Below are 25,767 nucleotides of genomic sequence, written 5' to 3'. Positions count from 1 at the left end.
TGTTTTTGTAATCGAGGCGGTGACAGCGCGGCGCGGCAAGGCAGGCCGCGCGGCGGGGTTACGGCGGAATTGTAATCACGAATGGCAGCGCCCCGGCGCCCGCGGCGGCGCCAGCAGGCCGCCCGGCCCCGTCAGGCGGGCGGTTTGCCGTGCGACTGTGGCGCCTGCGCATCACCGCGAGGCGCCTGACGCGCGAGCCAGCGATCGAGTTCGCCAGCAAACGCCTTGCCATCGCGCGCGCTGAAGGCGGCCGGCCCGCCCGCGTCGACGCCGCTCGCGCGCAACTGGTCGAGCATCGAGCGCATGCGCAGCCGTTCTTCGATCGTGCCGGGCGTGTACCAGTTGCCGCGCGGATCGAGCGCGTGGGCATTTTTTGCCAGCACGGCGGCGGCGAGCGGGATGTCGGCGGTGATCACGAGGTCGCCCGCGACGACGCGCTCGACGATCAACTGATCGGCGGCGTCGAAGCCGGACGGCACCTGAATCGCGCGGATCAGCGGCGACGGCGGCACGCGCAGGAACGCATTCGCGACCAGCGTCAGCGGCATGCCGGTCCGGCGCGCCGCGCGATAAAGCATGTCCTTGACGACGGCCGGGCAGGCGTCGGCATCGACCCAGATTGGCATGGTGCGGGTTCCGGCCGTGTGCGGCTGGTCTGCTGCGTCGAGAATGGCGGGACGGGATGATACCTTGCCGCGACGCAAGCCGCGCCATGCCGCCCGCGGCGGGCGGCATTCAGGCTGCGACCAGGCAAGGCGCGACCGCTTTACTGCACGGTCGTCGGGGCGTTGCCTTGCCGCTGCTCGCGGTGTTGCGCGACGATGCGGCTCGCGCGCTGCGCGTTCTCCGGATAGTCGATCCAGTCCAACGGATCGTAGCCGGCGGCGAGCCATTCCACAAGGTCAGCGCGGACCTGGGCGCGCGTTTTCGGCGCCGACGGGTCGGCGGGCTGCGTCACCGCTTGCGCGTAGACGGTGCTGATACTCACGGCGGCCAACAGCGCGCCGAGTCCAATGCGGGAGAACAGAGTCATGGCGGGCTCCTGCGGAGCGGAAAAAACAGCCGGGCACAATATGGTTTATCGGTGCGCGCCGGGTAAGGCGGTAGAACGCAGCGCATCATTTCTGCCGGCAGATCGAACCCGCCGCGAGCCTCGTTCCCCACGTGAGCGCAAGCAACGCGGAAGCGGGCGGGTTTGCTGAAAACGTCGACGCTAGTCCGTGCCAAATGGGTGTCCTGACAAAATATCGTCCTATCACGCCGAAGGCTTGTTGAACCGTTCCATCACCGAGCTCAACAGGTCGATCGGCAGCGGGAACACGATCGTCGAGTTCTTGTCGGCGGCGATCGTCACCAGCGTCTGCAGATAGCGCAACTGCATCGCCTGCGGTTGCCGCGCGAGCGTCTGGGCCGCCTCCAGCAACTGCTTCGATGCCTGCAACTCGCCTTCCGCGTGAATCACCTTCGCGCGCCGCTCGCGCTCGGCTTCAGCCTGGCGCGCAATCGCGCGGATCATCGTCTCGTTGATGTCGACGTGCTTGATCTCGACGATCGATACCTTGATGCCCCACGCGTCGGTTTGCGAGTCGAGCACTTTCTGGATGTCGGTGTTCAGCTGCTCGCGCTCCGACAGCAGCTGGTCGAGGTCGTGCTTGCCGAGCACCGCGCGCAGCGTCGTCTGCGCCAGCTGGCTGGTCGCCTCGAAGTAACGGGCGACCTGGATCACCGCCTTCTCCGGATCGACGACGCGGAAATACACGACCGCGTTGACCTTGACCGACACGTTGTCGCGCGTGATCACGTCTTGCGTCGGCACGTCGAACACGATGGTGCGCAAATCCATGCGCACCACCTGCTGCACGATCGGAATGATCAATACGAGCCCGGGCCCCTTGACCTTCCAGAAGCGGCCGAGCATGAACACGACGCCGCGTTCGTACTCGCGAAAAATCCGCACCGACGACGCAATCAGCGCGACCACGAGCAGGATCAGGATGCTGCCGAAGCCGAATGTGAAGCCGATCATGAGCGTTCTCCTTGTAAGGCGTCGACCGACGTTACGGGCACCACGGTCAGTGTGAGGCCGTTGCGCGCCGTCACGCGCACGCTCTGACCCGGCGCGGCCGGCGTGGCGCTCGAGACGCGCCAGCGCTCGCCGTGCACGCGCGCCCAGCCGGCCAGCGGGCCGCCCGCCGCGTGTTCGGGTTCGGGCAGCAAGCCGCCGTCCAGCACCACGCCGACGCAGCCGATCAGCGCCTCCGAGCCCGTCACGACCGGCCGCCGCCGCGCGCGCAGCGCGAGCCGCGACACGCCGAGCACGAACGCGGTGCTGAACACGACGACCGCGGCGATCAGCGGCAGCGGGATGCCGTAGCCGGGCACGTCGGTATCCATCAGCATCATTGAGCCGACCACGAACGCGACCACGCCGCCGAAGCCGAGCGAGCCGAAGGTCGGCAGGAACGCTTCGCCGATCAGGAAGGCGATGCCGAGAAAGATCAGCCCGAGCCCGACGTAGCTGATGGGCAGCATCTGCATCGCGAACAGGCCGAGCAGCAGGCTGATCGCGCCGACTACGCCGGGCAGCACGAAGCCCGGATTCGCGAATTCGAAGAACAGGCCATACATGCCGAGCATCAGCAGAATCAGCGCGACGCTCGGATCGGTGATCACGGCGAGAAAGCGGCTGCGCCAGTCGGGTTCGAGCGTGATCAGCGGCGCATGCGCGGTGTGCAGTGTGACGCTGCCCGCGCTCGTGACGTACGTGCGGCCGTTCAGCTGGCGCAGCAGGTCCGGCACGTCGCGCGCGACGATATCGACGACGTGCTGCGCGAGCGCTTCTTCATCGGACAGGCTCACCGCTTCGCGGACCGCGCGCTCGGCCCAGTCGGCGTTGCGGCCGCGCATCTGCGCGAGGCCGCGGATGTAGGCGGCGGCATCGTGAACCTGCTTGCGCAGTTCGGTCGATTGGGTGTCGAGCGGCAGTGCGCTGGCGGCTTCGGACGATGCGCCGGGTGACGCAGGTGCAGGCGCGGACGCGCCGCGAGGCAGCGTGCGCATGTCCGGCAGTCCCGGCGTGCCCGACGTGCCTGGCGTGCCCGGGGTGGCTGGCGTTACCGGCGGGCCGCCGGCGGGCGGCTCGTTGCCGCCGATGCCCATCTGGATCGGCGTCGCGGCGCCGAGGTTGGTGCCCGGCGCCATCGCCGCGATATGGCTCGCGTAGACGATGTAGGTGCCGGCGCTGGCCGCGCGCGCGCCGCTCGGCGCGATGAAGGTCGCGACCGGCACCGGCGATGCGAGGATCGCCTTGATGATCTGCCGCATCGACGTATCGAGGCCGCCGGGCGTATCGAGTTGCAGCACCGCGAGCTGTGCGCGCTGGCTGGCCGCGCGCTGCAAACCACGCACGATGAAATCGGCGGTGGCCGGTCCGATCGCGCCATTCACCGGAATCACGACGACGCTGTCGGCGGTCGCGGCGGCAACGTTCGCCGCGCTCGCCGCATTGGCCGCTTGCAGCGGCGCCAGCGCTTCGCGCGTCGCGAAGCCGAACGCGCATAGCACGCCGAGCACGGCGATGCCGCGCATCAAACGGCCCACGATGCCGCCGCGGATAAGCGGCTTGCGCGGACCGGACTGCCGGAGCGGGAGACGCGGAGTCGTGTTCATCGCTGACGGCCGTCGCGCCAGCCGGTGCGAACCGGCGGCGCGGGCCCATACCCTCGATCAAGGCTGGCCTGTTGCCGCTTAAAGCTTAGTCCGATTCGGCGCGTCGCGTGAGATCGAGCCCCGCGGCCCGGGCCGGCCGGTAGTCGGTCGGGCGCATGCCGGTCCATTTGCGGAACGCGCGATGAAACGCGCTCGGCTCCGCGAAGCCGACGGCGTTGGCGATATCGGCGATGGTGCGCTGCGTGCGCTGCAGTTCGGCGATCGCGATGTCGCGCCGCAGCGCGTCCTTGATCGACTGATAGGTGTGGCCCTCCTGCTTCAAGTGCCGCCGCATCGTCGCCTCGGCGACGTGCAGGCGCGCGGCCATCTGATCGGCCGCGGGCCAGCCCGACATCGGCAGCGCGCGCAGCGTCTTGCGCACGCGCGCGGCGAGCGAACCCGGATTGCGGTACTTGACGATGAAGCTGCCCGGCGCATCGCGCAGAAACGGCCGCGCCGAGCGTGAAGTCTGGATCACCGGCAGTTCCAGAAACGCAGGGTGGAGATCGACGGACGACTCGGGCTCGTCGAAATACATGTCTTCGCAGAACATCAGCCGGTATTCGTGCGCGGCCGGCGGCGCGGCGCAGCGAAAGCGCGCTTCGAGCAACGGAATGCGCCGGCCGACGAGCCAGCACACTAGCCCGTACACGAGGATGAAATACGTCGCGTAAGCGAACATCGCCGGCTTGCGCGTGCCCGCGCGCTCGACGAACTTCAGGCGCACGCGCTGCGCGTCGGTGTCGATCGTCGCGCCGAGATCGTCGAGCACGAGCCGCATGAAGCCGACCGCGCGCGCAAGCGCCTGCGCGCCGTTGCGCGCGCCCAGCGCCATCTGCGTCATCGCGATGAAGCTGCCGCTTTTCATCGGATGCGAGTCCTGGCCGAAGAATTCGTCGTCGAGCGCGCGTGCGATGCCGGCCCACAGCGCGCCGTATTGCGCCGACGATACGCGGCTTTTCGGCGACGCGAGCATCGCCGCGGCAATGCCGGCCGCTTCGGCGAGCGCTCGCGCGTCGAGGCCGCGCGCCGTCGCGAGCGCGAGCGTTTCCTCGACGAGACTGACGGAGATCGTGCCTTTGTCGCTTTTCATCTGGATTCGGTTTTTCTGGCAAAAGCGCTCAGCATGGGCTGCGTCCCGGTTCATGAAGCCCCTGAAATGGCGAGGCCCCATGCACGTGCATGGTAGCAGTGTGGCAAAAGCGCTCAGCAAGAATGAGCGGAGTGAGCATCGAACGGCGCGGGCCGCTTGCCTACACTTGCCGCATCACCGCGATCGCCAGCACGGCCATCAGCACCAACGAGGACGCAGTCATGGACAGCTTCTACACCGACGAACAACGGATGATCCGCGACGCCGCGCGCGACTTCGCGACCGAATGCCTCGCGCCGCACGCGGCGCAATGGGATCGCGACGCGCAACTGCCGGCCGAGGTCGTCGCGCAGCTGGGCGAACTCGGCTTTCTGGGCATGATGGTGCCGGCCGAGTGGGGCGGCTCCTACACCGATTACGTCGCCTATGCGCTCGCGCTCGAAGAGATCGCGGCCGGTTGCGCCGCCTGCGCGACGCTGATGAGCGTGCACAACTCGGTCGGCTGCGCGCCGATCCTGAACTTCGGCAGCGCCGCGCAGAAAGACCGCTATCTGCGCGAGCTCGCCAGCGGCCGGACGATCGGCGCATTCTGCCTGACCGAGCCGCAGGCGGGCTCCGAGGCGAACAATCTGCGCACCCGCGCGGAGCGGCGCGACGGGCAGTGGGTTCTGAACGGCAGCAAGCAGTTCGTGACCAACGGCGCGCGCGCCGGTCTCGCGATCGTGTTCGCGGTCACCGATCCCGAGCGCGGTAAGCGCGGCCTGTCAGCCTTCATCGTGCCGACCTCGACGCCGGGTTTCGACGTCGGCCGGCCGGAGCACAAGCTCGGCATTCGCGCGTCCGACACCTGTCCGATCTCGCTCGATCAGTGCGCGGTGCCCGAGGCCAACCTGCTCGGCGAGCCGGGCGAGGGTCTGCGCATCGCGCTGTCGAATCTCGAAGGCGGACGCATCGGCATCGCCGCGCAGGCAGTCGGCATTGCGCGCGCCGCGTTCGACGCCGCGCGCAGCTACGCGAACGAGCGCGAGCAGTTCGGCAAGCCGCTGAAAGACCACCAGACGATCGCGAACATGCTTGCCGACATGGCGACGCGCCTGAATGCCGCGCGCCTGCTCGTGCATCACGCGGCACGGCTGCGCTCGGCGGGGCGGCCGTGTCTGTCGGAGGCGTCGCAGGCGAAGCTTTTTGCGTCGGAGCTTGCGGAGGAGATCTGTTCGAACGCGATCCAGATTCATGGCGGCTACGGCTATCTGGAGGACTATGCGGTCGAGCGCCACTATCGGGATGCACGGATTACGCAGATTTACGAAGGGACGAGCGAAGTGCAGCGGATGGTGATCGCGCGCCATGTTTGAGGGCGGCGTTTGAGCGCACAATAGCCTGGCCGTGGATGCTCGCCTGGATCACCGCGGCGAAAAAAAACCGAGCGCGCCCCGCGCCATTCGCAACTACGTTGCATGGGACCGGAGTAAGCGCTAAAGCGCTAACTGTGGTCGACAGGAGACGACGATGACAGCAGCGAAAGCCTTTCTCGAAGCGCGCGATCTGCTAGTGCGGCATCGCACCGACTACGAGCGCGCGTACCGCGAATTCGCGTGGCCCGCGCTCGGCGAGTTCAACTGGGCGCTCGACTACTTCGATGCGATCGCGCATGACAATGACAACCCCGCGCTGTGGATCGTCGACGATCCTTCCAGCGACGGCCTGCGTCTGTCGTACGCGCAGATGTCGGAGCGCTCGTCGCGGATGGCGAACTTTCTGCGCGGCGCGGGCGTCGGCCGCGGCGACCGTGTGCTGCTGATGCTGCCGAACCGTGTCGAGTTATGGGACGTAATGCTCGCCGCGATGAAACTCGGCGCGATCGTGCTGCCCGCCACAACGCAGCTATCCGCCGAGGACGTGCGCGACCGCGTGCAGATCGGCGGCGCGAAGTTCGTCGTGGTCGACAGCGCGGAGCTGGGCAAATTCGATGCACTCGACGTGCCGCTCACCCGCCTGTCGGTCGGTGCGCCGCGCGACGGCTGGATCGATGTTGCCGCCGCGTACGAGGCTTCGCCGCATTTCACGCCGGACGGCGTCACCCACGCCAGCGATCCGCTGTTGCTGTACTTCACGTCCGGCACCACATCGAAGCCGAAGCTGGTCGAGCATACGCACCAGAGCTATCCGGTCGGGCATCTGTCGACGATGTACTGGATCGGCCTGCAACCCGGCGACAACCATTGGAACATCAGCTCGCCGGGCTGGGCCAAGCACGCGTGGAGCTGCTTCTTCGCGCCGTGGAACGCGCAGGCCTGCGTGTTCGTGTTCAACGTCCCGCGCTTCGTGCCGAAAGACACACTCGCCGCGCTCGTGCGCTTCAACGTCACCACGCTGTGCGCGCCGCCGACCGTCTGGCGCATGCTCGTGCAGGAGCCGCTCGGCGACTATCCGGTGAAGCTGCGCGAAATCGTCGGCGCTGGCGAGCCGCTGAATCCGGAGGTCATCGAGCGCGTCAGGCACGCGTGGGGCATTACGATTCGCGATGGCTACGGCCAGACCGAAACGACCTGCCAGATCGGCAATTCGCCGGACCAGCCGGTCGTGGCCGGCTCGATGGGGCGTCCGCTGCCGGGCTACCGGGTCGAGCTGCTCGACGCCGACGACCAACCGGCCGGCGAAGGCGAAATCGCGCTGCCGCTCGCCGAACGGCCGCTCGGCCTGATGACGGGTTACGCGAACAACGCCAACGCCACCGCGCAGTCGATGCGCAACGGCTTCTATCGCACGTCGGATGTCGCGCTGCGCCGCGACGACGGCTCCTACGTGTACGTCGGCCGCTCGGACGACGTGTTCAAGTCGTCCGACTATCGCCTGAGTCCGTTCGAACTCGAAAGCGTGCTGATCGAACACGAGGCGATCGGCGAGGCGGCCGTCGTGCCGAGCGCGGACGCGTTGCGTCTGTCGGTGCCGAAGGCGTTCGTCACCGTGCGTCACGGCTACGAAGCCGGTCCCGAACTCGCGCGCGCGGTGTTCGCGTTCTCGCGTGAAAAACTCGCGCCGTACAAGCGGATTCGCCGTCTGCAATTCAGCGAACTGCCGAAGACGATCTCCGGCAAGATCCGCCGCGTCGAATTGCGGCGCCGCGAAATGGAGCGCGCGGCCGAGCCCGCGCGTCTGCCGGACGAGTATTGGGAAGAGGATTTTCCCGACTTGCGGTGACTGTCTTTATTCCTCGCCATTGCTGGTTTGCCGCCCCGGTTTGAACCGCACGCGTTGAATTCGAGCTTCGGATTCGACTCGTCGGGGCACTGTTTTCTAAATCATAGGAGTTTCAGCATGAGCAGCCTTGCTTCGAACGAGACCGGCCGCGACGTTGCCGGCGCCGTGGCCACCGTCAAACTGCTGATCAACGGCGAGTTCGTCGAATCGAAGACGACCGAGTGGCGCGACATCGTGAACCCTGCCACGCAGGCGGTCCTCGCCCGTGTGCCGTTCGCGACCGTCGCGGAAGTCGACGCGGCGGTGCGCAGCGCGCACGCCGCGTTCAAAACGTGGAAGGACACGCCGATCGGCGCGCGCATGCGCATCATGCTGAAGTACCAGGCGCTGATTCGCGAGCATATGCCGCGCATCGCGAAGACGCTGTCGGCCGAGCAAGGCAAGACGATTCCCGATGCCGAGGGCGACATCTTCCGCGGTCTGGAAGTCGTCGAGCACGCGTGTTCGATCGGCACGTTGCAGCAGGGGGAGTTCGCCGAGAACGTCGCGGGTGGTGTGGACACCTACACGCTGCGCCAGCCGCTCGGCGTATGCGTCGGCATCACGCCGTTCAATTTCCCCGCGATGATCCCGCTGTGGATGTTCCCGATGGCGCTCGTGTGCGGCAATACCTTCGTGCTGAAGCCATCCGAGCAGGACCCGCTGTCGACGATGCAGCTCGTCGAACTGGCGCTCGAAGCCGGCGTGCCGAAGGGAGTGCTGAACGTAGTGCACGGCGGCAAGGAAGTCGTCGATGCGCTGTGCACGCACGAACTGGTGAAGGCGATTTCGTTCGTCGGCTCGACGGCGGTCGGCACGCATGTGTATCGCCTCGGCAGCGAACACGGCAAGCGAGTGCAGTCGATGATGGGCGCGAAGAACCACGCGGTCGTGCTGCCCGACGCGAATCGCGAACAGACCCTCAACGCGCTCGCCGGCGCCGCGTTCGGCGCCGCTGGGCAACGCTGCATGGCGAGCTCGGTGGCGGTGCTGGTCGGTGCCGCGCGCGAGTGGCTGCCCGAGCTCGTCGCGAAGGCGAAGACGCTGAAGGTCAACGCGGGTCACGAGCCGGGCACCGATGTCGGGCCGGTCGTGTCGCGCGCCGCGAAGCAGCGCATTCTCGGTCTGATCGACGCGGGCGTGAAAGAGGGCGCGGCGCTCGTGCTCGACGGCCGCGATGTGAACGTGCACGGCTACGAGCAGGGCAACTTCATCGGCCCGACGGTGTTCACCGACGTGACGGCCGACATGGAAATCTACCGCACCGAAATCTTCGGGCCGGTGCTCGCGGTGCTGAACGTCGCGACGCTCGACGATGCTATCGCGCTCGTCAACGCCAACCCGTTCGGCAACGGCGTCGGCCTCTTCACGCAAAGCGGCGCGGCGGCGCGCAAGTTCCAGAGCGAGATCGATATCGGCCAGGTGGGCATCAATATTCCTATCCCGGTGCCGGTGCCGTTTTTCAGCTTCACCGGTTCGCGCGGCTCGAAGCTTGGCGATCTCGGTCCCTACGGCAAGCAGGTCGTGCAGTTCTACACGCAGACCAAGACGGTCACCGCGCGCTGGTTCGACGACGACACCGTCAACGATGGCGTCAACACGACGATCCGCCTGCGTTGAAGGCACACACGGAGACGACATCATGAAGATCGGCTTTATCGGACTCGGCAATATGGGCGCGCCGATGGCGCTAAACCTGCTGAAGGCGGGCCACGCGCTCACCGTGTTCGACCTCAGCGCGCAAGCTGTGCGCACGCTCGTCGACGCGGGCGCGCAGCCGGCCCGCTCACCGCAAGCCGCCGCGAGCGACGTCGAATGCGTAATCACGATGCTGCCCGCCGCGGCTCACGTGCGCAGCGTGCTCGTCGCGGACGATGGCATCCTCGCCGGCATCGCGCCGGGCGTGCCGATCATCGATTCGAGCACGATCGATCCCGCCAGCGTGAAAGCGTTTGCCGAACTCGCCGCGGCTCATGGCAACAGCTTCGTGGATGCACCGGTCTCGGGCGGCACGGGCGGCGCGGCGGCGGGCACGCTGACCTTCATGGTCGGCGGCAGTGCGAGCGCGTACGAGCAGGTCAAGCCAGTGCTGTCGGCGATGGGACAAAACATCGTGCATTGCGGCGACACCGGCACGGGCCAGGTCGCGAAGATCTGCAACAACCTCGTGCTCGGCATCTCGATGGCGGGCGTCGCCGAGGCGATGTCGCTCGGCGAGGCGCTCGGTATCGACACGAAGGTGCTCGGTAGCATCATCAATACGTCGACCGGGCGCTGCTGGAGTTCGGACACGTATAACCCGATGCCGGGCGTGATCGAGACCGCGCCGTCGTCGCGCGGCTATAGCGGCGGCTTCGGCACCGACCTGATGCTGAAAGACCTCGGCCTCGCCACCGATGCCGCGCGTGGCGTGCGTCAACCGGTCTATCTCGGCGCGCTCGCGCAGCAGCTTTATCAAACGATGAGCGCGAACGGCGCGGGGCGCCTGGACTTTTCGGCGGTGATCAAGCTGTATCGCTCGCGTGAGCGCGGCGGTAACGGCCAGGGAGGCACGCAATGATCGAGCTCGATTACGCACATGACGGCGCCGTTGCTTTGATCACGTTGAAACGGCCGCCCGCGAACGCTTTCACGCCCGAAGGTCTGCTGCAATTGCAACGCACCGTCGAGCAGTTGAACGCCGATGTGCGCGTGCGCGCGCTCGTGATCACCGGCGATGGTCCGAAGTTTTTCAGCGCGGGCGCCGATCTGAACACGTTCGCCGACGGCAATCGCGAAGTCGCGCGCACCACGGCCGCGCGTTTCGGCGCGGCCTTCGAGTCGCTGCAGAACGCGCGGCCCGTCGTCATCGCGGCGCTCAACGGCTTTGCGATGGGCGGCGGTCTCGAATGCGCGCTCGCGTGCGATATCCGCATCGCCGAGCAGCATGCGGTGCTGGCGCTCCCCGAGACGGCGGTCGGTCTGCTGCCATGCGGCTGCGGCACGCAGACGCTGCCGTGGCTCGTCGGCGAAGGCTGGGCCAAGCGGATGATTCTGACCGGCGAGCGCGTCGATGCGGCGACCGCGCTCAGCATCGGTCTCGTCGAAGAGGTGGTGGAGCGCGGCGCCGCGCGTGAAGCCGCGTTGAACATGGCGCAGCGCGTCACCGGTTTGAGCCCGCAGGCGGTCAGCTTCAGCAAGGAGCTGATCCATCAGGCGCGGCATGGCGTGCCGCGCGCCGCCGCGCTCGCACTAGAACGCGAGCGCTTCGTCGATCTGTTCGATGGCGCCGATCAGCGCGAGGGCGTCAACGCGTTCCTCGAAAAACGCGCGCCGCGCTGGCAGACGAGCCGTGCATCGCGGGAGACGCAGCGATGAGCGCTTTGCACGGCTTTGCGGTCGAAATGCGCGACGCGACGAACACGCAAGCCGAACCCGACGTGCTGTTTCGCGTCGTCAACCGCGTGGCGATCATCACGCTGAACCGGCCTGCCGCGCTCAACGCGCTGTCGCACGCGATGGTGCGCGAACTCGCGGTGCTGGTCGAGCATTGCCGCACCGATCCCGGGATCGTCGCGCTGGTGCTGAAGGGCGCTGGCGACAAGGGCTTTTGCGCGGGCGGCGACGTGCGCGAGGTGCATCGGCTCGCGACGCAGGGCGACCCACGCTGGCTCGCGTTCTTCGTCGACGAGTACCGGCTCGATTACGCGTTGCACACGTTTCCAAAGCCGGTGGTCGCGCTGCTCGACGGCATCGCGATGGGCGGCGGCATGGGCCTCGGCCAGGCGGCGCGGCTGCGCATCGTGACCGAACGCAGCCGCATCGCGATGCCGGAGACGCGCATCGGCTTCGTGCCTGACGTCGGCGCGAGCCGCTTTCTGAGCGTGATGCCGGCCGAGCTTGCGCTGTATGTCGGGCTGACCGGCGCGACGCTAGCGGGCGCCGATGCGATGCGCCTGCAACTGGCCGACCTGTGCGTGCCGGCCGACTGGCTCGCGAGCTTCGAGGAACGTTTGCAACGTATGTCGCACGACGGCGAGCGCATCGACGCGCTGCGCGCCGTGCTCGAGCCGCCGTGCAATATCGTGCCGCACGCGCCGCTCGGCGCGCTGACGCAACTGATCCTGCGCCACTTCGACCGGCGTTCGGGCGTCGAGCGCATCGTCGCGACACTGCGTCAGGATCTCGAACGCGAACCGCCGCGCGAGGTGCGGCAATGGCTGCAAGCGACCTACGACGCACTGACCGCCCATTCGCCGACGATGCAGCACGTGACGCGCGAAGCGCTGCTGCGCGGCCGGCACATGACGCTTGCCGATTGCTTCCGGATGGAGCTCGGCATCGTGAAGCGCTCGATCGAGGAAGGCGATTTCCGCGAGGGCGTGCGCGCGCAACTGATCGACAAGGACCGTCGGCCGCGCTGGTCACCGGCGACGCTCGCCGATGTGCAACCCGAGCGCGTGCGGCATTTCCTGAGTTCGCCGTGGCATCGCGACGCGCATCCACTGGCGGCGCTGGGCGCGGAGCATGGCGACTGACTTGCGCGGCGTATCGCATGCCGCGCGGGCGGGGCGCGCGGCCCGGCGCACCCGCGCCCGCCCTTAGGTCTGCTTGGCATGTCCCGCCCATCAGCCGCCGGTGCCAATTGTGGTCTGGCGGACACAAACTACGCGGGCCAATTGACATCTTTCCGGGCGCAATCTTAGATAGATAGTTCAGCCCCGTCCGACCGGCAAAGCCTGCTCGCAGCCCTCATCACGGCGCTCGTCCGACCTGCGGTGCGTTTATACGTCACCGCTTCCCGCATTCTCGTGCTCTTGATCGATCAGGAGGCAATGCGTATGGAAAAGCCGTCAGATGAGAATCACCGCTCCAAACCCTTCGGCGACAAACCCGCTTCCCACGTCGAGCAGGGCCCTCATGCAAAAAAGCTCGCCCTCACCGCGCCAGGCGGCATTGCGGTTCTGGTGGGCAGCGGTATCTACTGGGTGGTGACCTTTTCGCATCGCGTGCCGGATGCGGATTGCTTTCCTCCCGGCATCAAGTGCGTTAAAAAGATCGCCGCGGTGATGAAGGAAGTCAGCGACGCGGATCGCGCAACCAGCATGGGCGAGAGCTGGCTGCTTGCGTTGCTGGTCACGGCCTTCACGTTCCTCGTGTTCTATGTCCACATTTGCCGTGGAGAAGAAGAACGGGCACGGACCATCGCGGAACGCGAGGTCGAGGAGAAGAAGCGTCTCGCGGAAGAGGAAGGCGAGGCCGCTCCCTACGTCGACTCCCGCTCGAAGGGCAGTCAGACGGCGACCGGACCCACCGAAGGAGACGAGTCGGATGAACGGTCTTTGCTCGTGCCGTGGATCCATGCGTTGGGCCGCTGTTACGAAGTGTTGCAACTGCACCTTTACCTGAGGGCGGGTTATCCGATTTACTATGCCGTGCCAGAGGCCATTCTGAAGACCGAAATCTTGCGGTCCTGCGCGGCGGGAAAATCCACCGAGGAGTGCTGGGAAGAAATGTGCACGTTCCTGCGTGACAAGATCTTCCGCAGCAAGCTGCCCGACGCCGGCAATCTGCAGAAGCAGTGCGTCTACGCGATCGACCGGACCAAGCCTCCCGCGTGCTTCATCAATCACGATGCGGGGCTGCTGACCTTCGAAGGCATCGATCTCGACGTGGGCAGCCGCGAACTGCCGCTACCGGCGAGTTACATGCTCGATGAACGCAGGGAGCGCTACCGCAAGAGAGTGCTTTCGTTCAAGCCGGCCGATGACGAAGCCGCGCTGCGAAACCTCTTGAATGGCGCAAAGAACAAGGAACTTTTCAAGCATATCTTTCATGGCGCGAAAGATGATGATCCTGATCCGGCTCACGGCAAGGATGCCGCCAACGACGCCGCGAAGGACACCGTCACGGTGAGATGACGATGCGCGGCGCACTGGATATCGGGAACGATGAATGCTAGGAATTTTCAGGTTGCTCCGACGCGGATCGCCTCTGGCGAAGCGATCCGCGCCATGACGAGGCGCGTCGCGCCGTACGTTGGCTGTTTCGTTGCAACGCCAGCAGGCAACTCCACAGTCAAACCTGGCAGGAAGGCACCATGGACAGGAATCGTGTAGAAGGTACAGCGAAGGAGCTCAAGGGCTCGGTCAAGGAAGCGATTGGCAAGGTCACCGGCAATCGCGCGAAACAGGCCGAAGGGGCGGCCGAAAAAATAGCCGGTAGGATACAGGCGAGAATCGGCGAAGAAACCGAAGAGGTACGAGAGCGTGTGAAGAGTTAGCGAGCCGAAACTTCACATACCCGCAGCCTCGTTTATCCTGCCCCCCCGGTTTCGGGCGCATCAAGTCAGGCACGCAAGCCGTGCAATGACGCACCGCGTGCGTAGCGCCTCGCACGCTGCCGGTGCTCGCCGCGTCGCGCCCTCTCGGCGCGGCGTTGGACACACGGAACGTGTAAATTTCTGTTACGGTCCAGAGTCAGCCGGCGCACTCGTCGCGTCGGCGCCGCATCGCCCATTCGAGGACGCTTCATGCTGGGATTCGACGTCGGCGCGGCCAGGAAAGTCTGGACCGCGTCTCTGCTCGCGCTGCTATTTTTCCTCATCTATATCGCGTCGACGACGGTGCTCGTCGTCGTGTTCGCGGTGTTTTTCAGCTATCTGATCTACCCGATGGTGGTGCTGGTCGAACGCGTGAGGCCGCGCCGCATGCCGCGCGTCGTGTCGATCGCGGTCGTGTTCGTCGTCGTGGTCGCGCTGCTCGCGGTGGTTGGCTCAGTGTTCGGCGTGGAATTGCAGGATCAGGCGACGCGCCTCGTCACGCAACTGCCCGCACTTCTGCGCACCGATGTGCCGAACCGTTTTCCGCTTCCGCATTTTCTCGAACCGCTGCGCGAGCGGATCGTCGATTTCGTGCGCAGCCAGATCGAGACCGGTTCCGACAAGGCCGTGCCGTTGGCGCGCAGCCTCGGGCTCGGCGTCGTTCATGCGGCGAGCAACCTGATCTACCTGGTGCTGATTCCGATTCTGAGCTTCCTGCTGATCAAGGACGGCGAACGGATGCGCGACGCGTTTCTGGCGTTGCTGAACAGCCGGCATCGCGTGCTGTGGAACGAGATCGTCGACGATCTGAACGTGCTGCTGTCCAAGTACGTGCGCGCGCTGCTGTTGCTGTCGCTCGCCACGCTATTTAGCTACGGCGTCGTGTTTTCGCTGCTCGGCGTGCCGTACGCGTTTCTGCTCGCGGTCAGCGCGGGGATGCTCGAATTCGTGCCGTTCGCGGGGCCGCTTGCCGCGGTCGCGATCACGCTCGTGGTAGCCGTATTCAGCGGCTATCCGCACCTGTTGTGGCTCGTGATTTTTATCGGACTGTACCGGCTGTTCCAGGACTACGTGCTCAATCCGTATCTGATGAGCGAAGGCGTGGAGGTCAGTCCGTTTCTGGTAATCGTCGGACTGCTCGCGGGCGATCAGCTTGGCGGCGTCGCTGGGATTTTTCTCGCGGTGCCCGTCATCGCGACGCTGAAAATCGTGATCGGCCGGGCGCGCGTGTTTTACACGGCGTCGCACGGGCAGGGCGAGGCCGCGCGGCGCGCTGACGGGCAGCACCGACGATGAGGCGTAACGCGCGGCGCGCAGTTGGCGCAGCGACACCGCGCGCCGCCTGGCATCGCTAACCTTCTCCAGCGATGTGAGCTTCAATGCCGGCGCGAGGCATCGTCGCGCCAGCGGCGCTGGCCGCCGCCACTTCGCGCGGCACGCCCTTCACGCGCGAGACCCACAGCACCGCCGCGCATGCGACCGCCACCGCCGCCCAGCCGACGGCTCCATATCCGGCGATGCGGCCATCAGCCGACGTGCTCAGCATCAAGCCGCCGAACCACGCGCCGGTGCCGGTGCCGAGCGCCTGCAGCGCGCTGTTCGCGCTCAGGAACGCACCGCGTCGCGCGGGCTCGGGGACCGTGGTCAGCAGTGCCTGCATCGGCACCATGCGGCCGTTCATCAACACGAGGAAGCACGGGAAGAACAGCACGAGCGCGTAGAACGGCAGGTTCGGCAGATGCGTGATGAACAGCACCGGCACGAACGACAGCAGCGCCGCGCAGCGGAACACGCGCTGCGTGCCGAAGCGGTCGGCGAATCTGCCGACGAGGCGCGACGTAAAGAAGGTCGCCGCACCGCCGGCCATGTACAGCCACGACAGCTGTCGCGGCGCGACGCCGTGATTGGCGACCAGCATCGGCGCGATGAACGGGATCACCAGCATGTGCGCGATCATCATCATGAACGTCAGCGCGAACGCGTTCAGATGGCTTCGGTTGCTCAGCAGGCGCCACAGCTCGGGCAGTACTTCCGCGAGCGGCGGCTGCCGGCGGCTCAGATGCGCGGCCAGCGACGGCACCTGTTGCGAGGCCGCGAACCACACCAGCAGCGACAACGCGACCAGCAGGAAGAACGGCGCCGCCCAGCCGAACTGCGCGCCGAGCATCACGCCGGCCGGCACGCCGGCGATCGCCGCGAGCGAGAACGCGGTCATGATCGTGCCGGTCGCGGCGCCACGCCGTTGCAGGGGGATCACGTCGCCGACGATCGCCATGATCACGGAGCCGAGCACGCCGCCCGTGATGCCCGCGAACGCGCGCGCAGCGAGCAGCAGCGCGAAGCTCGACGCGAGCGCGCACGCGAGGTTCGACAGCGCGAACAGCGCGTAAATGGTGAGCAGCAGACGGCGCCGGTCGAAGCGGTCGATATAGGTCGCCGCGAACAGGCCCGACAGCCCCGAGCACCACGAATACGCGGATACGGCCGTCGCGAACGCGGCCGGCGCGATCTGGAACGCGCTCATGATCTGCGGGCCGAGCGGCATCATCACCATGAAGTCCATGATGATCGTGAACTGCGTGAGCGCGAGCAGCCACAACAAACGACGCTCGTGCCGTGCAGTGATTGAGTACATCGGTTGATTTCCTTTTGTTGTCGTTCGAAGTACGTCGCTAATGCCGCGCGCGACGCGAGCAGAAGCTCAGTCGTCGATCGTTTCGTGGACCGCGACCGCGCCCTGTTTCCAGTAGCTGGCCGCGCGAATCCGCGTTTTGTCGACGCCGCGCTCGCCGCATAGATGCTGACGCACCGCGCGGATCGTTGCCGCTTCGCCTGCGGCCCACACGTAGCCTTCGCCGTTCTCCGGCAGCCAGGTCTCGCGCACCGCGTGCAACAGCGGTTCGCCGCGCGTGCCGTTTTGCGTGTTGGCTTCGTTGCGATAGCACCAGACGAGATGCAACTCGGCCTGCGTCGTGAACTCGATGCGAGCCGACGGATCGGCGACCTCGATCACCGCGGCGACGCGCGTGGCGGCAGGCAACTCTTCGAGACGGCGCGCGATCGCGGGCAGCGCGGTGTCGTCGCCGATCAGCAGATGCCAGTCGAAGCCGGTCGGAATCACCAGCGAACCGCGCGGGCCGCCGACGCCCAGATACTGGCCCACCTGCGCCTGCGCGGCCCACGTCGCTGCGGGGCCCGCGTCGTGCATCGCGAACTCGATGTCGAGCTCGCGGGCGTCGCGATCGAAACGGCGCGGCGTGAAATCCCGCGCGGTCGGCCGCTTGCCTTCCGGGAACACCGGGCCGTCGGGGCCGGCTTGCGGCAGCGTAGGTTTGTCGGCGCCGGGGTCGGGGAAGAAGACCTTGATGTGGTCGTCGAACGAGGCTGAGACGAAGTCGTGCAGATCGTCGCCGGTGAAGGTCACGCGAATCAGGTGCGGCGTCAGCGCGCGTACCTGCTTGACCTGCAGCAGACGAAACTTCAACGGATGCCGTACGCGATGCACGGCGAGATCAGGGCGAGTGTGTTGCTCTTGCATGTGGGCGATGCTCCGGTTCGGTTCAGGAGGGCGCGCGGGTCGCCTCGTGGACGGGCGCGCGTTGTCAGGCGGTCGGCTCGCTGTCGTTGCCGGGCTTTGCGATGTCGCCACGGCTGCCGCCTTCGATTTCTTTGGCCGCGCGCATCAGAATCGCTGCGATGCGGCGCTGTTCGTCGGCCGGCGCGTTGTCGCGGCGCAGCAGCGCGTTCTTCAGCGTGCGGCGCGCTTCATTCAGCTCGGGCACCCAGCCGCCTTCGCTGATGTCGGCCGGCTCCTCGCCGGCAAACGCGCGGCGCACCGAATCCATCTTGCGTGCGATATGCGAAAGTCGCGCGAGCATGAGCTCGACGCGCTCGCGGTTCGCGGCCAGATATTCGCGGCCCGCATCCGCCAGTTCATAGCGCTTGCGGTTGCCTTCGAGCTGCACGGTGACGTAGCCGAGTTCTTCGAGATAGGTCAGTGCTGGATAGACCATGCCGGGGCTCGGGCTGTAGAAGCCGTTCGAGCGCGTTTCGAGCGCCTTGATCAACTCGTAGCCGTGACTCGGCTGCGCTTCGATCAGCGATAGCAGCAGCAGTTGCAGATCGTCGGAGCTGATTTTGCGGCCACGCGGGAAACCATCGCCGTCGCCGCCGAAGCCGCCGGGGCCGCCGCCGAAACTACCGTATCCGCCCGGACCGCCGAAACCACCGCCGAAGCGTGCGCCACGGCCGCCGAAGCGCCCCTCGTGATGGCGGCCAAAGGCGTGACGCAAAACGTGCAGCAGGTAGTGGTGGCGGGCGCCGGAGGAAGCGCATGCTTCGGAGGCGCCGAGGTCGGCGACTTCGCTCGCCTGCGGCGACGGAAGGCCGAAACCGCCATGAAAACGGTCGCGCGCGCCGCGCGGACCGGAAAAATGATGAGGATGACGCATCTGGGACTCTCCTATGAGTGTCGTAAGATGCATCTTACGATATATATCTTAAGACAGTCTGTCAAACTCTTTTTTGCGATCTATGGGCGCACAACAAAGTCTGCGGGGGGCGCAAGGTTCGTCGTTGGGTACAACAAAGTCTGCGTGCTAAATGTCGATAATCGATGCGTTCAACCCGGTGCCGTTCCGGTGCCTAAGATGTCAGGGGATACACTCGCGCCAACGTTCGACTACCGGGTCGAACGAAATCTGTCCTCGCATCGCGGTTGGCGAGGTGGCTGACGCCGGAACGCTGCGCTGACCTGGCGTGCGCGCTTCGCCTCTTCGCCGTGCAGGTAGGTCGAGGTCGTCGCGATCGAGGCATGGCGGAGATTGTCGCGCACCGTCACAAGTTCGACCCCGGCGTCGAGCGCGTGCGTGGCATGCGTGTGACGAAGCCAGGGGGGACTGGCGTGCCGCAGCTTTGCGGCGAGCGCCGGATTGCGCGCCAGGACATGTTCCCTGCCTCCTGGAAAAGCTCACCGACCACCTGCCGCAGCCGCGTCACGCTGATGCCGGTATTACCCGACGCGCCGTGACCGCCCCTCCGGCCCGTTTCCCGATTTCGGTCGAGTGCACCTATCAGCGGTGTGGCTGGCGTCCATCGGTTCCGATTGACCGGCAGGCTCCGTGACCTGAGGTAGCGGCGCAAGGCATCGCGTGCGAGCGGTGGCAGCGCCACGCGGCCAGGCTTGGCCCCCTTACCGGTCACCTCCATCCACCACGTGCCACGCGTCTCCACCTCGATGTCGCCGAGCGTCGCTGCCACGAACTCGTGCGCACGCAACCCGGTGGCTGTCGCGTCCCCGGCGGTGAGCGAGGAGAGCGGCAGTCGGCGCTCGACGACGGCCCACAGTACCAGCCGTTCGGCTTCGCGCCGGTAGGCGCGCACCATGTGCGCCGATTCGTGCAGCCCGAGCCACGCCGCAATCGCCTCGACGTCGTTCATGGCAGCGAGGCCACACGGGCCGGGCAGCACCGTGCCCGCTGCCGGGCATGTCCGGGGCTCAATCACCAAATCACGTCCGTGCTGCGAGACTTTCCGGCGACAGTCCACCATGCCCGGGAGTATGTCAGTTCGACCTGGAAATATGCCCTTCCTCCAGATGTTTGCGACGACGTGGAGTGCGAGTGCGCCAGGCTGGCGAAACAGGCGCTCGACCTGGCGCACCTGACGCGTCAGAGGCATTGCGTCGCACGATGGAGGACTGACAACGCAGACGCCGGTCTCGAGCGGCAACTGGACGAAAGTATCGCCGTGAGAGAAGCGCGCCGGAAAAAGATGCTGGAAGGAGGGGCTGTGGCGCTGTCCAGCGAATTGACCCCGCTGGCCGGTGACGCGTCCCGAAGCAGCATGTGACCGGAACGTCATTCGCTGCGTCAGAAGTCGGCCGTCGGGACACGCCTCGGGGCGCAAGGCGTCATCCGGGGAGTCGGGCAGGTGAGCAATTGGAAGGTCCATTCGCACGGATGTCTGACAGGGCGACCATGAAGCAAATTGCTTCGCGCCCTGATAATGCGTGCCAGCTTTGCGCGCTCGGGCACGGCGTGCTGAGTGGAGTGCGCGGCATCGGTGCGGTTACGCAACAGAATCTCGCTGCAAATGTCGGGTAGCAGCGGTGCATTACTGCACCGCCGCCCCCTAAGAACCGTGCATGCGAGTTTCCCAGCACACGGCTCAAGCCTTTCAAAGCCCCATTGCCGAGGCCGGTTTCACTACTGAGAGTCCGAGGGCACGCGCGGCCCGATGGCAATCCGGGTGAAGCATCGTCAGGTTGCTGATCGTGTCCTTACCGCCATCGATCTTTCGCTCCAGGTGGTACAGCCGCCAGCCACTGGATTTCGTGATCATTTGACGACAGACCGGACAGGACCTCTGCTGATCGAGCCACAACCGGATCAGACGCATCCGGCCCTTGAGCGAGTCCATCATCGTGAAGCCCAACCGCTCTTCGAAATAACTTTCCCACTGCGGGTCGAACGGGTTTGCGGCACCCTTGATCTTGCGGTGCCGCCGGATTGGCGTGCCAACAATGTCGTACAGCTTCAGAAGTTCACGCTTTCCATCGCTGAGCACTTTGTCCGTCGCCGTACCAAAGACCCATTGGCGGGCGCCAACGGTTCGAAAGTACTTCCGACGTACCCAGTGCGAGTTCTTCTGCGGGTGTCGGCGCTTCGCCCAACGCCATAGACATTGCCAAATCGCATGAGCAACCTTGTTAAAGGTACGCTTCGCCACGACATGCCGATAATAATCCGCCCAACCGCGAATCTTTGGGTTGAGCAGGCGGATCAGACGATCGTGTCTTAGCGTTGCATTGCCTTTCACGATGTCCCGAAGCTTCCGCATGAAGCGCTGAACGCTCGTTTTGGCTGGCTTGATCAACAACTTGCCGTCGTACTTGCGAACGTTCATGCCCAGGAAATCGAACCCATCGTTGATATGCGTGATCCGGGTCTTCTCCCGTGACAGCGATAATCCCCGCTGTGCAAGAAACTGCACGACCAGCGGCATGACTTCATCCTCCAGCACTTCTCGCGTCGCGCCAGTGATAACAAAGTCATCTGCATATCGAACGACGTTAACCTTCGACGGATTCCGGCCGCCTCTGCAGAACTTCGCAAGAAGTGTTCGTTCTAACCCATCGAGAGTCATGTTCATCAACGTGGGCGAGATAATACCGCCCTGAGGCGTACCCGCTTCCGTCGAATGAAAGACACGGTTGTGAAGGTAGCCAGCCTTCAACCACTTTCGCAGTATCGCTTTATCCGTTGGGATGTGGGCGACCAACCAATCATGCGAAATTTCATCAAAGCAGCTGCGGATGTCGGCCTCCAGAATCCACTGCGCGCGATTGCTGCTGGCCAGTGAGATAAAGCACTGTTCTATCGCGTCGGCCGTGGAGCGGGCGGCTCTGAACCCATAAGAGTTCGGATCCGCCATGGTTTCTGCAACAGGTTCGAGTGCAAGCAGATGAAGCGCCTGTTGCGCTCTGTCGACCATGCAGGGAATTCCAAGAGGTCTCAGCCGTTTCCCGTCGGCTTTCAGGATATATATTCGTCTCAGCGGCAGAGGGCGGTAGCCCCGCCGCTTTAGAGACTTCACTGCCTGGAGGCGGGACCTCGGCGTAGACCATGTGAGGCCGTCTACGCCGGGAGTCCGTCTACCCTGATTCTCAGTCACCCGTCTGACGGCGAGTGCCTTGCCGCTGAACGAGTGGGTCAGCAACCACTGCAAAGCCTTCACCTTGCCGTATTTGCCGTCCTGTGTCGCCTTCACGATGCGAGCCTGCAGCCTTCGAATCCCACGATAGCATCGGGCCCAATCGACATCGTTCCAATGCATTGCGCGATCGGAGGACGCACCGGTGCCGGCTTGCTGCACTGTCATTTGCTTCTCCTCCTTTGAAGGTTCGTCAGACTCTTTCGTGACGAAAGACCATGCGGAAGTCTGCCCGCTTTCGCGTAGGATGAGGTTGCCTTGCGGCGCAATCCCTATCCGTCCGATTACAGGACGGCGTTCGCTTTCTCCGCACTCCTGTTCCCGCACCTCCAACAGCTTTCCTCACGGTCGGCTTGCCCGACTGGGCAGAGATACGGGGTTTCCGTGTTCCGCATCGTTCGCAGGAATGGTTTAGGCTCTGCTTCTCCACCGGTAGCACCATGTCCGCGCTGCCCCATCTTATAAAGGGCAGACCTGCTACGTTCCCGTTTTGGGTGGGGCCTATCAGTGTCTTTGGCCCGTCTAAGTTAACGATGTTTATCAGCAGTTCAAATACTTTAGCCATGCCATCCAGTCTAGCGCCCCCTCCGCATTGACACTCGCAGGGGCACCGTCGTCTCACGACCACGGCTTAGCTTGCGCCGGGCTACATTGTCTCGGTGGCTTCACACGGCGCCGTTACCAGCCCCGCATGCACCAATAGACTACGGGCGACGGAACGCCCGGTTTCCTCCCGCCAGGCATCGACGGTAAAACAACGAACGAAGCGACCTCACGTCGCACATAAGAATACCTATCTTATAGGCGACCTCGTGGCCTCAGATACGCTAGGCTGCACCAGTGACCGCAGACTACAACAGTGGCTGGATCGTAAGCGGCTCTGAGGCGTATCGCGCGCCCATGCGGGTGTAGTTGTCTGCTGCTTGACGCCGGTCGAGCCGATCTAGCGGCAAGAACTTCTTCGGCGGGTGAATCGCTTTCTGCCTGCCCCCGCATCGCAACCGCGCAGGGTGCGACAATCGACGCCGGCTTCGGGCCGCATTGCCAGGCCAATGCGTCGCAGCATTGTTGATGCGGCTCGAATGCTGTTGTCCACAGGGACGGCTTTATCCGCGTGGATGCTGCAGGCATGATCCGACGTTCGAGCTGCACATGTCGTTCAGCCGCGAACAACAGGAGATCAAGCCATGCATCAGGAACCCGTGCCAAAAGGCTACCTCGTCGCACACGTAAACATCACGGATGCAGCCGCCTATGCGATCTACTCAAAAGCCGCAGGCGAAGCAATAGCAAGCTTTTCAACGAAACATGTTGCGCCGAAAATCGTTGCAGTCTCAGGCAAACATGAGCATGTAGAAGGCGGTACGCACACGAAACACATGGTGATCGAGTTCGATTCGTTCGCGGATGCCAAAGCGTTCTATGAGAGCCCTGAATATCAGGCAGCGAAGGCGCTGCGCGCCGGGGCCGCGACCGGTAACTTTGTGCTGCTCGAAGGGACCGTCTAACCCGCCAGTAGTTCCACCCGAAGGAACCGAACTTGCGCCGGTTTTTTCGTTGGAAGCCGATGGTCGGCAGTCCGGTTTCCTAGGGCCTGTTCACGCTAATAACGGGCTTGCGCTGGCCGCCAGAAGGGCCGAGCGCAAGGATTGCGACGCAACGAATACTCGACGTTTTCGCAAGGAGCATGACGGGGCGATCGGCCCTTCTGGCCGCCAGCCCCTTGAAGGTTTTTTTTAAAACAGGGGAACGTGCCTTTCCGCCCGTATTGCGGCGTCGGTCGTCGCTTGTTTGGCGTGGGCAAACGGTGCTCCTCTCTCGTTGCACTGCGCGCGGAAAGGCACGTTCGCAAGCCCGTGATTAGCGTAAACAGGCCCTAGGCAGCCGGCACTTCACGCATGAGCTCGTACTCTGCCACGCTCATCGGTTTGGCCACGCCGCGTAGCACGTATCAGTTAATCGTACAGCGTGGTGCGTAGCAAAGCTAACCGATTGAACGGAGTGAATCGCGGCTGCTCGTCGAAATAGTGCACGGCCGCTGCCTGCGTGGATGAATTCAACGCGGTTAACATGTTGCCGCCGGTGTTAGTGGCCGGAGAACAGGACATCCGCAATGATGCCAGTTGCGATTGCGGCGAGCACGTAATCTCCGTTGACCCCAACCCAGTGATAGCCTCGCGGCGGCGGTTGCAGTCCGTGGCCGCGCCAGTCGTCGACCACGTAGTTGTGATCGCGGTACTCAGGAGGAAGCCGGTCGCCCTGGCGCCAGTCGGCATGCGGCATCGGGCCGCCCGGCCGGCCGTTATAGGCCTCGTGCGACATGGGGCCATGACCGTGCCTGGGGGGCGGACGCATCTCGTGTGGTTGCGGGCCGTGCGCCGACCGGTCATCGTGACGCTGATTGTCGTGAGGCTGGGCAAAAGCAGGGATCGACGCACCAAGCAGTGCGGCGATCATGAAGTGCGTGAGTAGTTTCGATTTCATGGCTGCCTCGACAGAAGAAGTGATTGATGAAACGGTCGCGTTTGACGGCGATGACGTTTCCCCGAGCCAGTTGGTGTATATGTGGCGCGCAGTGTTTCTGCGCATTTCTATGGAAAGACAGGCGGACGGTGTGTCAGTCGCCTGTCAGCCGGTTAGTGACCGAAGTAGACCGAGCCCGGACCGGTGCGAGCTGCGTCGCTCTTGTAAGCATGACCGCCCGTTGCGGACGAGCCGCTTACGACGCCACCCACTCCGGACGTGTCGGCAGCGCTATCAATCTCAATCTCAATCACTTCTTCACTGACTGCCACGACGGTCACTGGGTGACTGCCGCTCACTCCGGACGTGCCCCCCCGATGGGCATCGACCTTGGCTTCGGCGGCCTGGATGTCCACCGGATATTCGCTCGCGTTCGCATGGGCCGGGTTGTGGCCCACCGCTTCGATCTCGACCAGTTGCTCACGGACTTCCGCGCGGGTCAGTGGATGGTTTGCTGCGACGTTTGCTGCGGCAAAAACCGTAATGGGAGCAGCGAGAGCGAGGGCAGCCACAAAGGCGGTGACGATGTGGATCGCGCGCTTGGGGCGCTGCGCACGCTCGCCGCAGCCGACCCGCGTGCGCTCCGCGATCCCGCGCCGCAGGTGATGGTCATCCGCTTCGACGACAGCACGGCGGTGCTGAATATCCGCGTCTGGTCGAACACGGACATGTTCTGGACCATGCGTTGGGGACTCGCGCGCCGGGTGCGTCAAACACTGACCGACCCGCAATGTTCGCTGCCGTTTCGCACCCGTGAATTGCACATCGTGCCGAGCGCGACGGCCGCGGTGATCGTCGACACAGCCGCCGGTCAGCCAGGCTCATCCGCGATCAGAAAACCGGATCAGGGGGTGTAACCCCGGTTCTTCGAGCCCGCGAATTGTTGGCAAGCTGGCATCTGTCGTTAGATCAGATAACACGCGCCCAGCAACCAGCCACGGAATTCCGCGCTGCCGAACGAATTGGACGATCAACACCAAATGCCAGGCCTACGCACCGACGTGAGCTCGACCAGGTCGTGACAGCGCAGCGTTCGGGCGGACAGGCAATCCGGCTGTTCGCCGACGAGCGGAATGGACCTCGTGGAGAGCATTGCGGCGCAAGGCTCAGCCCGGGCGCCGACAAAAACGTAGCCGCTTCGCGGCTGAAAGTGAAGGCCCGGATAGTTGGGGCTTTCCACCCCTTCATT

General features: G+C 64.9%; 22 protein-coding genes and 1 pseudogene. 11 read left to right on the top strand and 12 right to left on the bottom strand.

What is annotated here, in order from left to right; all coding sequences use genetic code 11:
• Positions 1 to 131: 131 nt before the first annotated feature.
• The 5 genes from OKW45_RS07920 to OKW45_RS07900 all read right to left on the bottom strand — a co-directional run bounded on the left by OKW45_RS07920 (position 132) and on the right by OKW45_RS07900 (position 4,801).
• On the bottom strand, positions 132 to 626 hold the full coding sequence (locus OKW45_RS07920) for a YaiI/YqxD family protein (protein ID WP_429467025.1): 495 nt from the start codon (positions 624 to 626) through the stop codon (positions 132 to 134).
• 140 nt (positions 627 to 766) lie between these two features.
• The gene (locus OKW45_RS07915) at positions 767 to 1,033 is read right to left on the bottom strand and encodes a DUF4148 domain-containing protein (RefSeq protein ID WP_018425402.1); all 267 of its coding nucleotides are present in this window, start codon (positions 1,031 to 1,033) and stop codon (positions 767 to 769) included.
• 222 nt (positions 1,034 to 1,255) lie between these two features.
• Positions 1,256 to 2,026 (bottom strand): slipin family protein, encoded by a 771-nt coding sequence (locus OKW45_RS07910; protein WP_429467023.1) that lies wholly within the window; start codon positions 2,024 to 2,026, stop codon positions 1,256 to 1,258.
• Positions 2,023 to 3,669, bottom strand: coding sequence for an NfeD family protein (locus OKW45_RS07905; protein WP_429467021.1), 1,647 nt, complete (start codon positions 3,667 to 3,669; stop codon positions 2,023 to 2,025). Before OKW45_RS07905 ends, OKW45_RS07910 begins: the two co-directional genes overlap by 4 nt.
• An 85-nt stretch (positions 3,670 to 3,754) precedes the next feature.
• Positions 3,755 to 4,801 (bottom strand): AraC family transcriptional regulator, encoded by a 1,047-nt coding sequence (locus tag OKW45_RS07900; protein WP_429467019.1) that lies wholly within the window; start codon positions 4,799 to 4,801, stop codon positions 3,755 to 3,757.
• A gap of 221 nt (positions 4,802 to 5,022) precedes the next feature.
• Here OKW45_RS07900 and OKW45_RS07895 point away from each other — a divergent pair, with 221 nt between their 5' ends.
• The 9 genes from OKW45_RS07895 to OKW45_RS07855 all read left to right on the top strand — a co-directional run bounded on the left by OKW45_RS07895 (position 5,023) and on the right by OKW45_RS07855 (position 15,638).
• Entirely contained in the window at positions 5,023 to 6,156 is a 1,134-nt protein-coding gene (locus OKW45_RS07895; RefSeq protein ID WP_429469305.1) for an acyl-CoA dehydrogenase, read from the top strand.
• A 154-nt stretch (positions 6,157 to 6,310) separates the two neighbouring features.
• Positions 6,311 to 8,002 carry an AMP-binding protein gene (locus tag OKW45_RS07890; RefSeq protein ID WP_429467017.1) on the top strand — a complete coding sequence of 564 codons (1,692 nt, stop codon included), beginning with the start codon at positions 6,311 to 6,313 and terminating at the stop codon, positions 8,000 to 8,002.
• A gap of 117 nt (positions 8,003 to 8,119) precedes the next feature.
• Positions 8,120 to 9,661: a CoA-acylating methylmalonate-semialdehyde dehydrogenase gene (locus tag OKW45_RS07885; RefSeq protein ID WP_429467015.1), complete on the top strand. Its 1,542-nt coding sequence runs from the start codon at positions 8,120 to 8,122 to the stop codon at positions 9,659 to 9,661.
• Positions 9,662 to 9,683: 22 nt separating this feature from the next.
• Positions 9,684 to 10,601 carry a 3-hydroxyisobutyrate dehydrogenase gene (gene mmsB, locus OKW45_RS07880; RefSeq protein WP_018425395.1) on the top strand — a complete coding sequence of 306 codons (918 nt, stop codon included), beginning with the start codon at positions 9,684 to 9,686 and terminating at the stop codon, positions 10,599 to 10,601.
• Positions 10,598 to 11,398, top strand: a complete 801-nt coding sequence (locus OKW45_RS07875) for an enoyl-CoA hydratase (RefSeq protein ID WP_429467013.1) — start codon at positions 10,598 to 10,600, stop codon at positions 11,396 to 11,398. Before mmsB ends, OKW45_RS07875 begins: the two co-directional genes overlap by 4 nt.
• Positions 11,395 to 12,558, top strand: a complete 1,164-nt coding sequence (locus OKW45_RS07870) for an enoyl-CoA hydratase/isomerase family protein (protein ID WP_429467012.1) — start codon at positions 11,395 to 11,397, stop codon at positions 12,556 to 12,558. Before OKW45_RS07875 ends, OKW45_RS07870 begins: the two co-directional genes overlap by 4 nt.
• A 279-nt stretch (positions 12,559 to 12,837) precedes the next feature.
• The gene (locus OKW45_RS07865; protein ID WP_429467010.1) at positions 12,838 to 13,941 is read left to right on the top strand and encodes a hypothetical protein; all 1,104 of its coding nucleotides are present in this window, start codon (positions 12,838 to 12,840) and stop codon (positions 13,939 to 13,941) included.
• 179 nt (positions 13,942 to 14,120) lie between these two features.
• Positions 14,121 to 14,303, top strand: coding sequence for a CsbD family protein (locus tag OKW45_RS07860; protein ID WP_018425391.1), 183 nt, complete (start codon positions 14,121 to 14,123; stop codon positions 14,301 to 14,303).
• 249 nt (positions 14,304 to 14,552) lie between these two features.
• Positions 14,553 to 15,638 (top strand): AI-2E family transporter, encoded by a 1,086-nt coding sequence (locus OKW45_RS07855; protein WP_429467008.1) that lies wholly within the window; start codon positions 14,553 to 14,555, stop codon positions 15,636 to 15,638.
• 55 nt (positions 15,639 to 15,693) lie between these two features.
• On the opposite strand, the gene OKW45_RS07850 is transcribed toward OKW45_RS07855, so the two are convergent.
• The 5 genes and pseudogenes from OKW45_RS07850 to ltrA all read right to left on the bottom strand — a co-directional run bounded on the left by OKW45_RS07850 (position 15,694) and on the right by ltrA (position 22,223).
• Positions 15,694 to 16,977, bottom strand: a complete 1,284-nt coding sequence (locus OKW45_RS07850) for an MFS transporter (RefSeq protein WP_429467007.1) — start codon at positions 16,975 to 16,977, stop codon at positions 15,694 to 15,696.
• Between the two features lie 66 nt (positions 16,978 to 17,043).
• Positions 17,044 to 17,880 carry a siderophore-interacting protein gene (locus tag OKW45_RS07845; protein ID WP_429467005.1) on the bottom strand — a complete coding sequence of 279 codons (837 nt, stop codon included), beginning with the start codon at positions 17,878 to 17,880 and terminating at the stop codon, positions 17,044 to 17,046.
• A 64-nt stretch (positions 17,881 to 17,944) separates the two neighbouring features.
• The gene (locus OKW45_RS07840; protein WP_429467003.1) at positions 17,945 to 18,793 is read right to left on the bottom strand and encodes a PadR family transcriptional regulator; all 849 of its coding nucleotides are present in this window, start codon (positions 18,791 to 18,793) and stop codon (positions 17,945 to 17,947) included.
• 230 nt (positions 18,794 to 19,023) lie between these two features.
• Positions 19,024 to 19,796 (bottom strand): annotated as a pseudogene (locus OKW45_RS07835) (tyrosine-type recombinase/integrase); the annotation flags it as partial.
• A gap of 723 nt (positions 19,797 to 20,519) precedes the next feature.
• Positions 20,520 to 22,223 carry a group II intron reverse transcriptase/maturase gene (gene ltrA, locus OKW45_RS07830; RefSeq protein ID WP_429467001.1) on the bottom strand — a complete coding sequence of 568 codons (1,704 nt, stop codon included), beginning with the start codon at positions 22,221 to 22,223 and terminating at the stop codon, positions 20,520 to 20,522.
• Positions 22,224 to 23,242: 1,019 nt separating this feature from the next.
• On the opposite strand from ltrA, the gene OKW45_RS07825 reads away from it, so the two are divergent.
• Positions 23,243 to 23,563, top strand: a complete 321-nt coding sequence (locus tag OKW45_RS07825; protein ID WP_018425385.1) for a DUF1330 domain-containing protein — start codon at positions 23,243 to 23,245, stop codon at positions 23,561 to 23,563.
• Positions 23,564 to 24,140: 577 nt separating this feature from the next.
• On the opposite strand, the gene OKW45_RS07820 is transcribed toward OKW45_RS07825, so the two are convergent.
• Both OKW45_RS07820 and OKW45_RS07815 read right to left on the bottom strand, forming a co-directional pair.
• Positions 24,141 to 24,539: an RcnB family protein gene (locus OKW45_RS07820; protein ID WP_026226684.1), complete on the bottom strand. Its 399-nt coding sequence runs from the start codon at positions 24,537 to 24,539 to the stop codon at positions 24,141 to 24,143.
• A 152-nt stretch (positions 24,540 to 24,691) separates the two neighbouring features.
• The gene (locus tag OKW45_RS07815) at positions 24,692 to 25,090 is read right to left on the bottom strand and encodes a DUF4148 domain-containing protein (RefSeq protein WP_429466999.1); all 399 of its coding nucleotides are present in this window, start codon (positions 25,088 to 25,090) and stop codon (positions 24,692 to 24,694) included.
• Here OKW45_RS07815 and OKW45_RS07810 point away from each other — a divergent pair.
• Complete coding sequence (locus OKW45_RS07810; protein ID WP_429466997.1) at positions 25,025 to 25,435, top strand: hypothetical protein; 411 nt, start codon at positions 25,025 to 25,027, stop codon at positions 25,433 to 25,435. The genes OKW45_RS07815 and OKW45_RS07810 overlap by 66 nt on opposite strands.
• Positions 25,436 to 25,767 lie beyond the last annotated feature (332 nt).

Origin of the sequence: Paraburkholderia lebeckiae (assembly GCF_050436225.1) — a bacterium.
GTDB lineage: Bacteria > Pseudomonadota > Gammaproteobacteria > Burkholderiales > Burkholderiaceae > Paraburkholderia > Paraburkholderia tuberum.
This window is presented reverse-complemented; position numbering and strand designations above follow the sequence as displayed.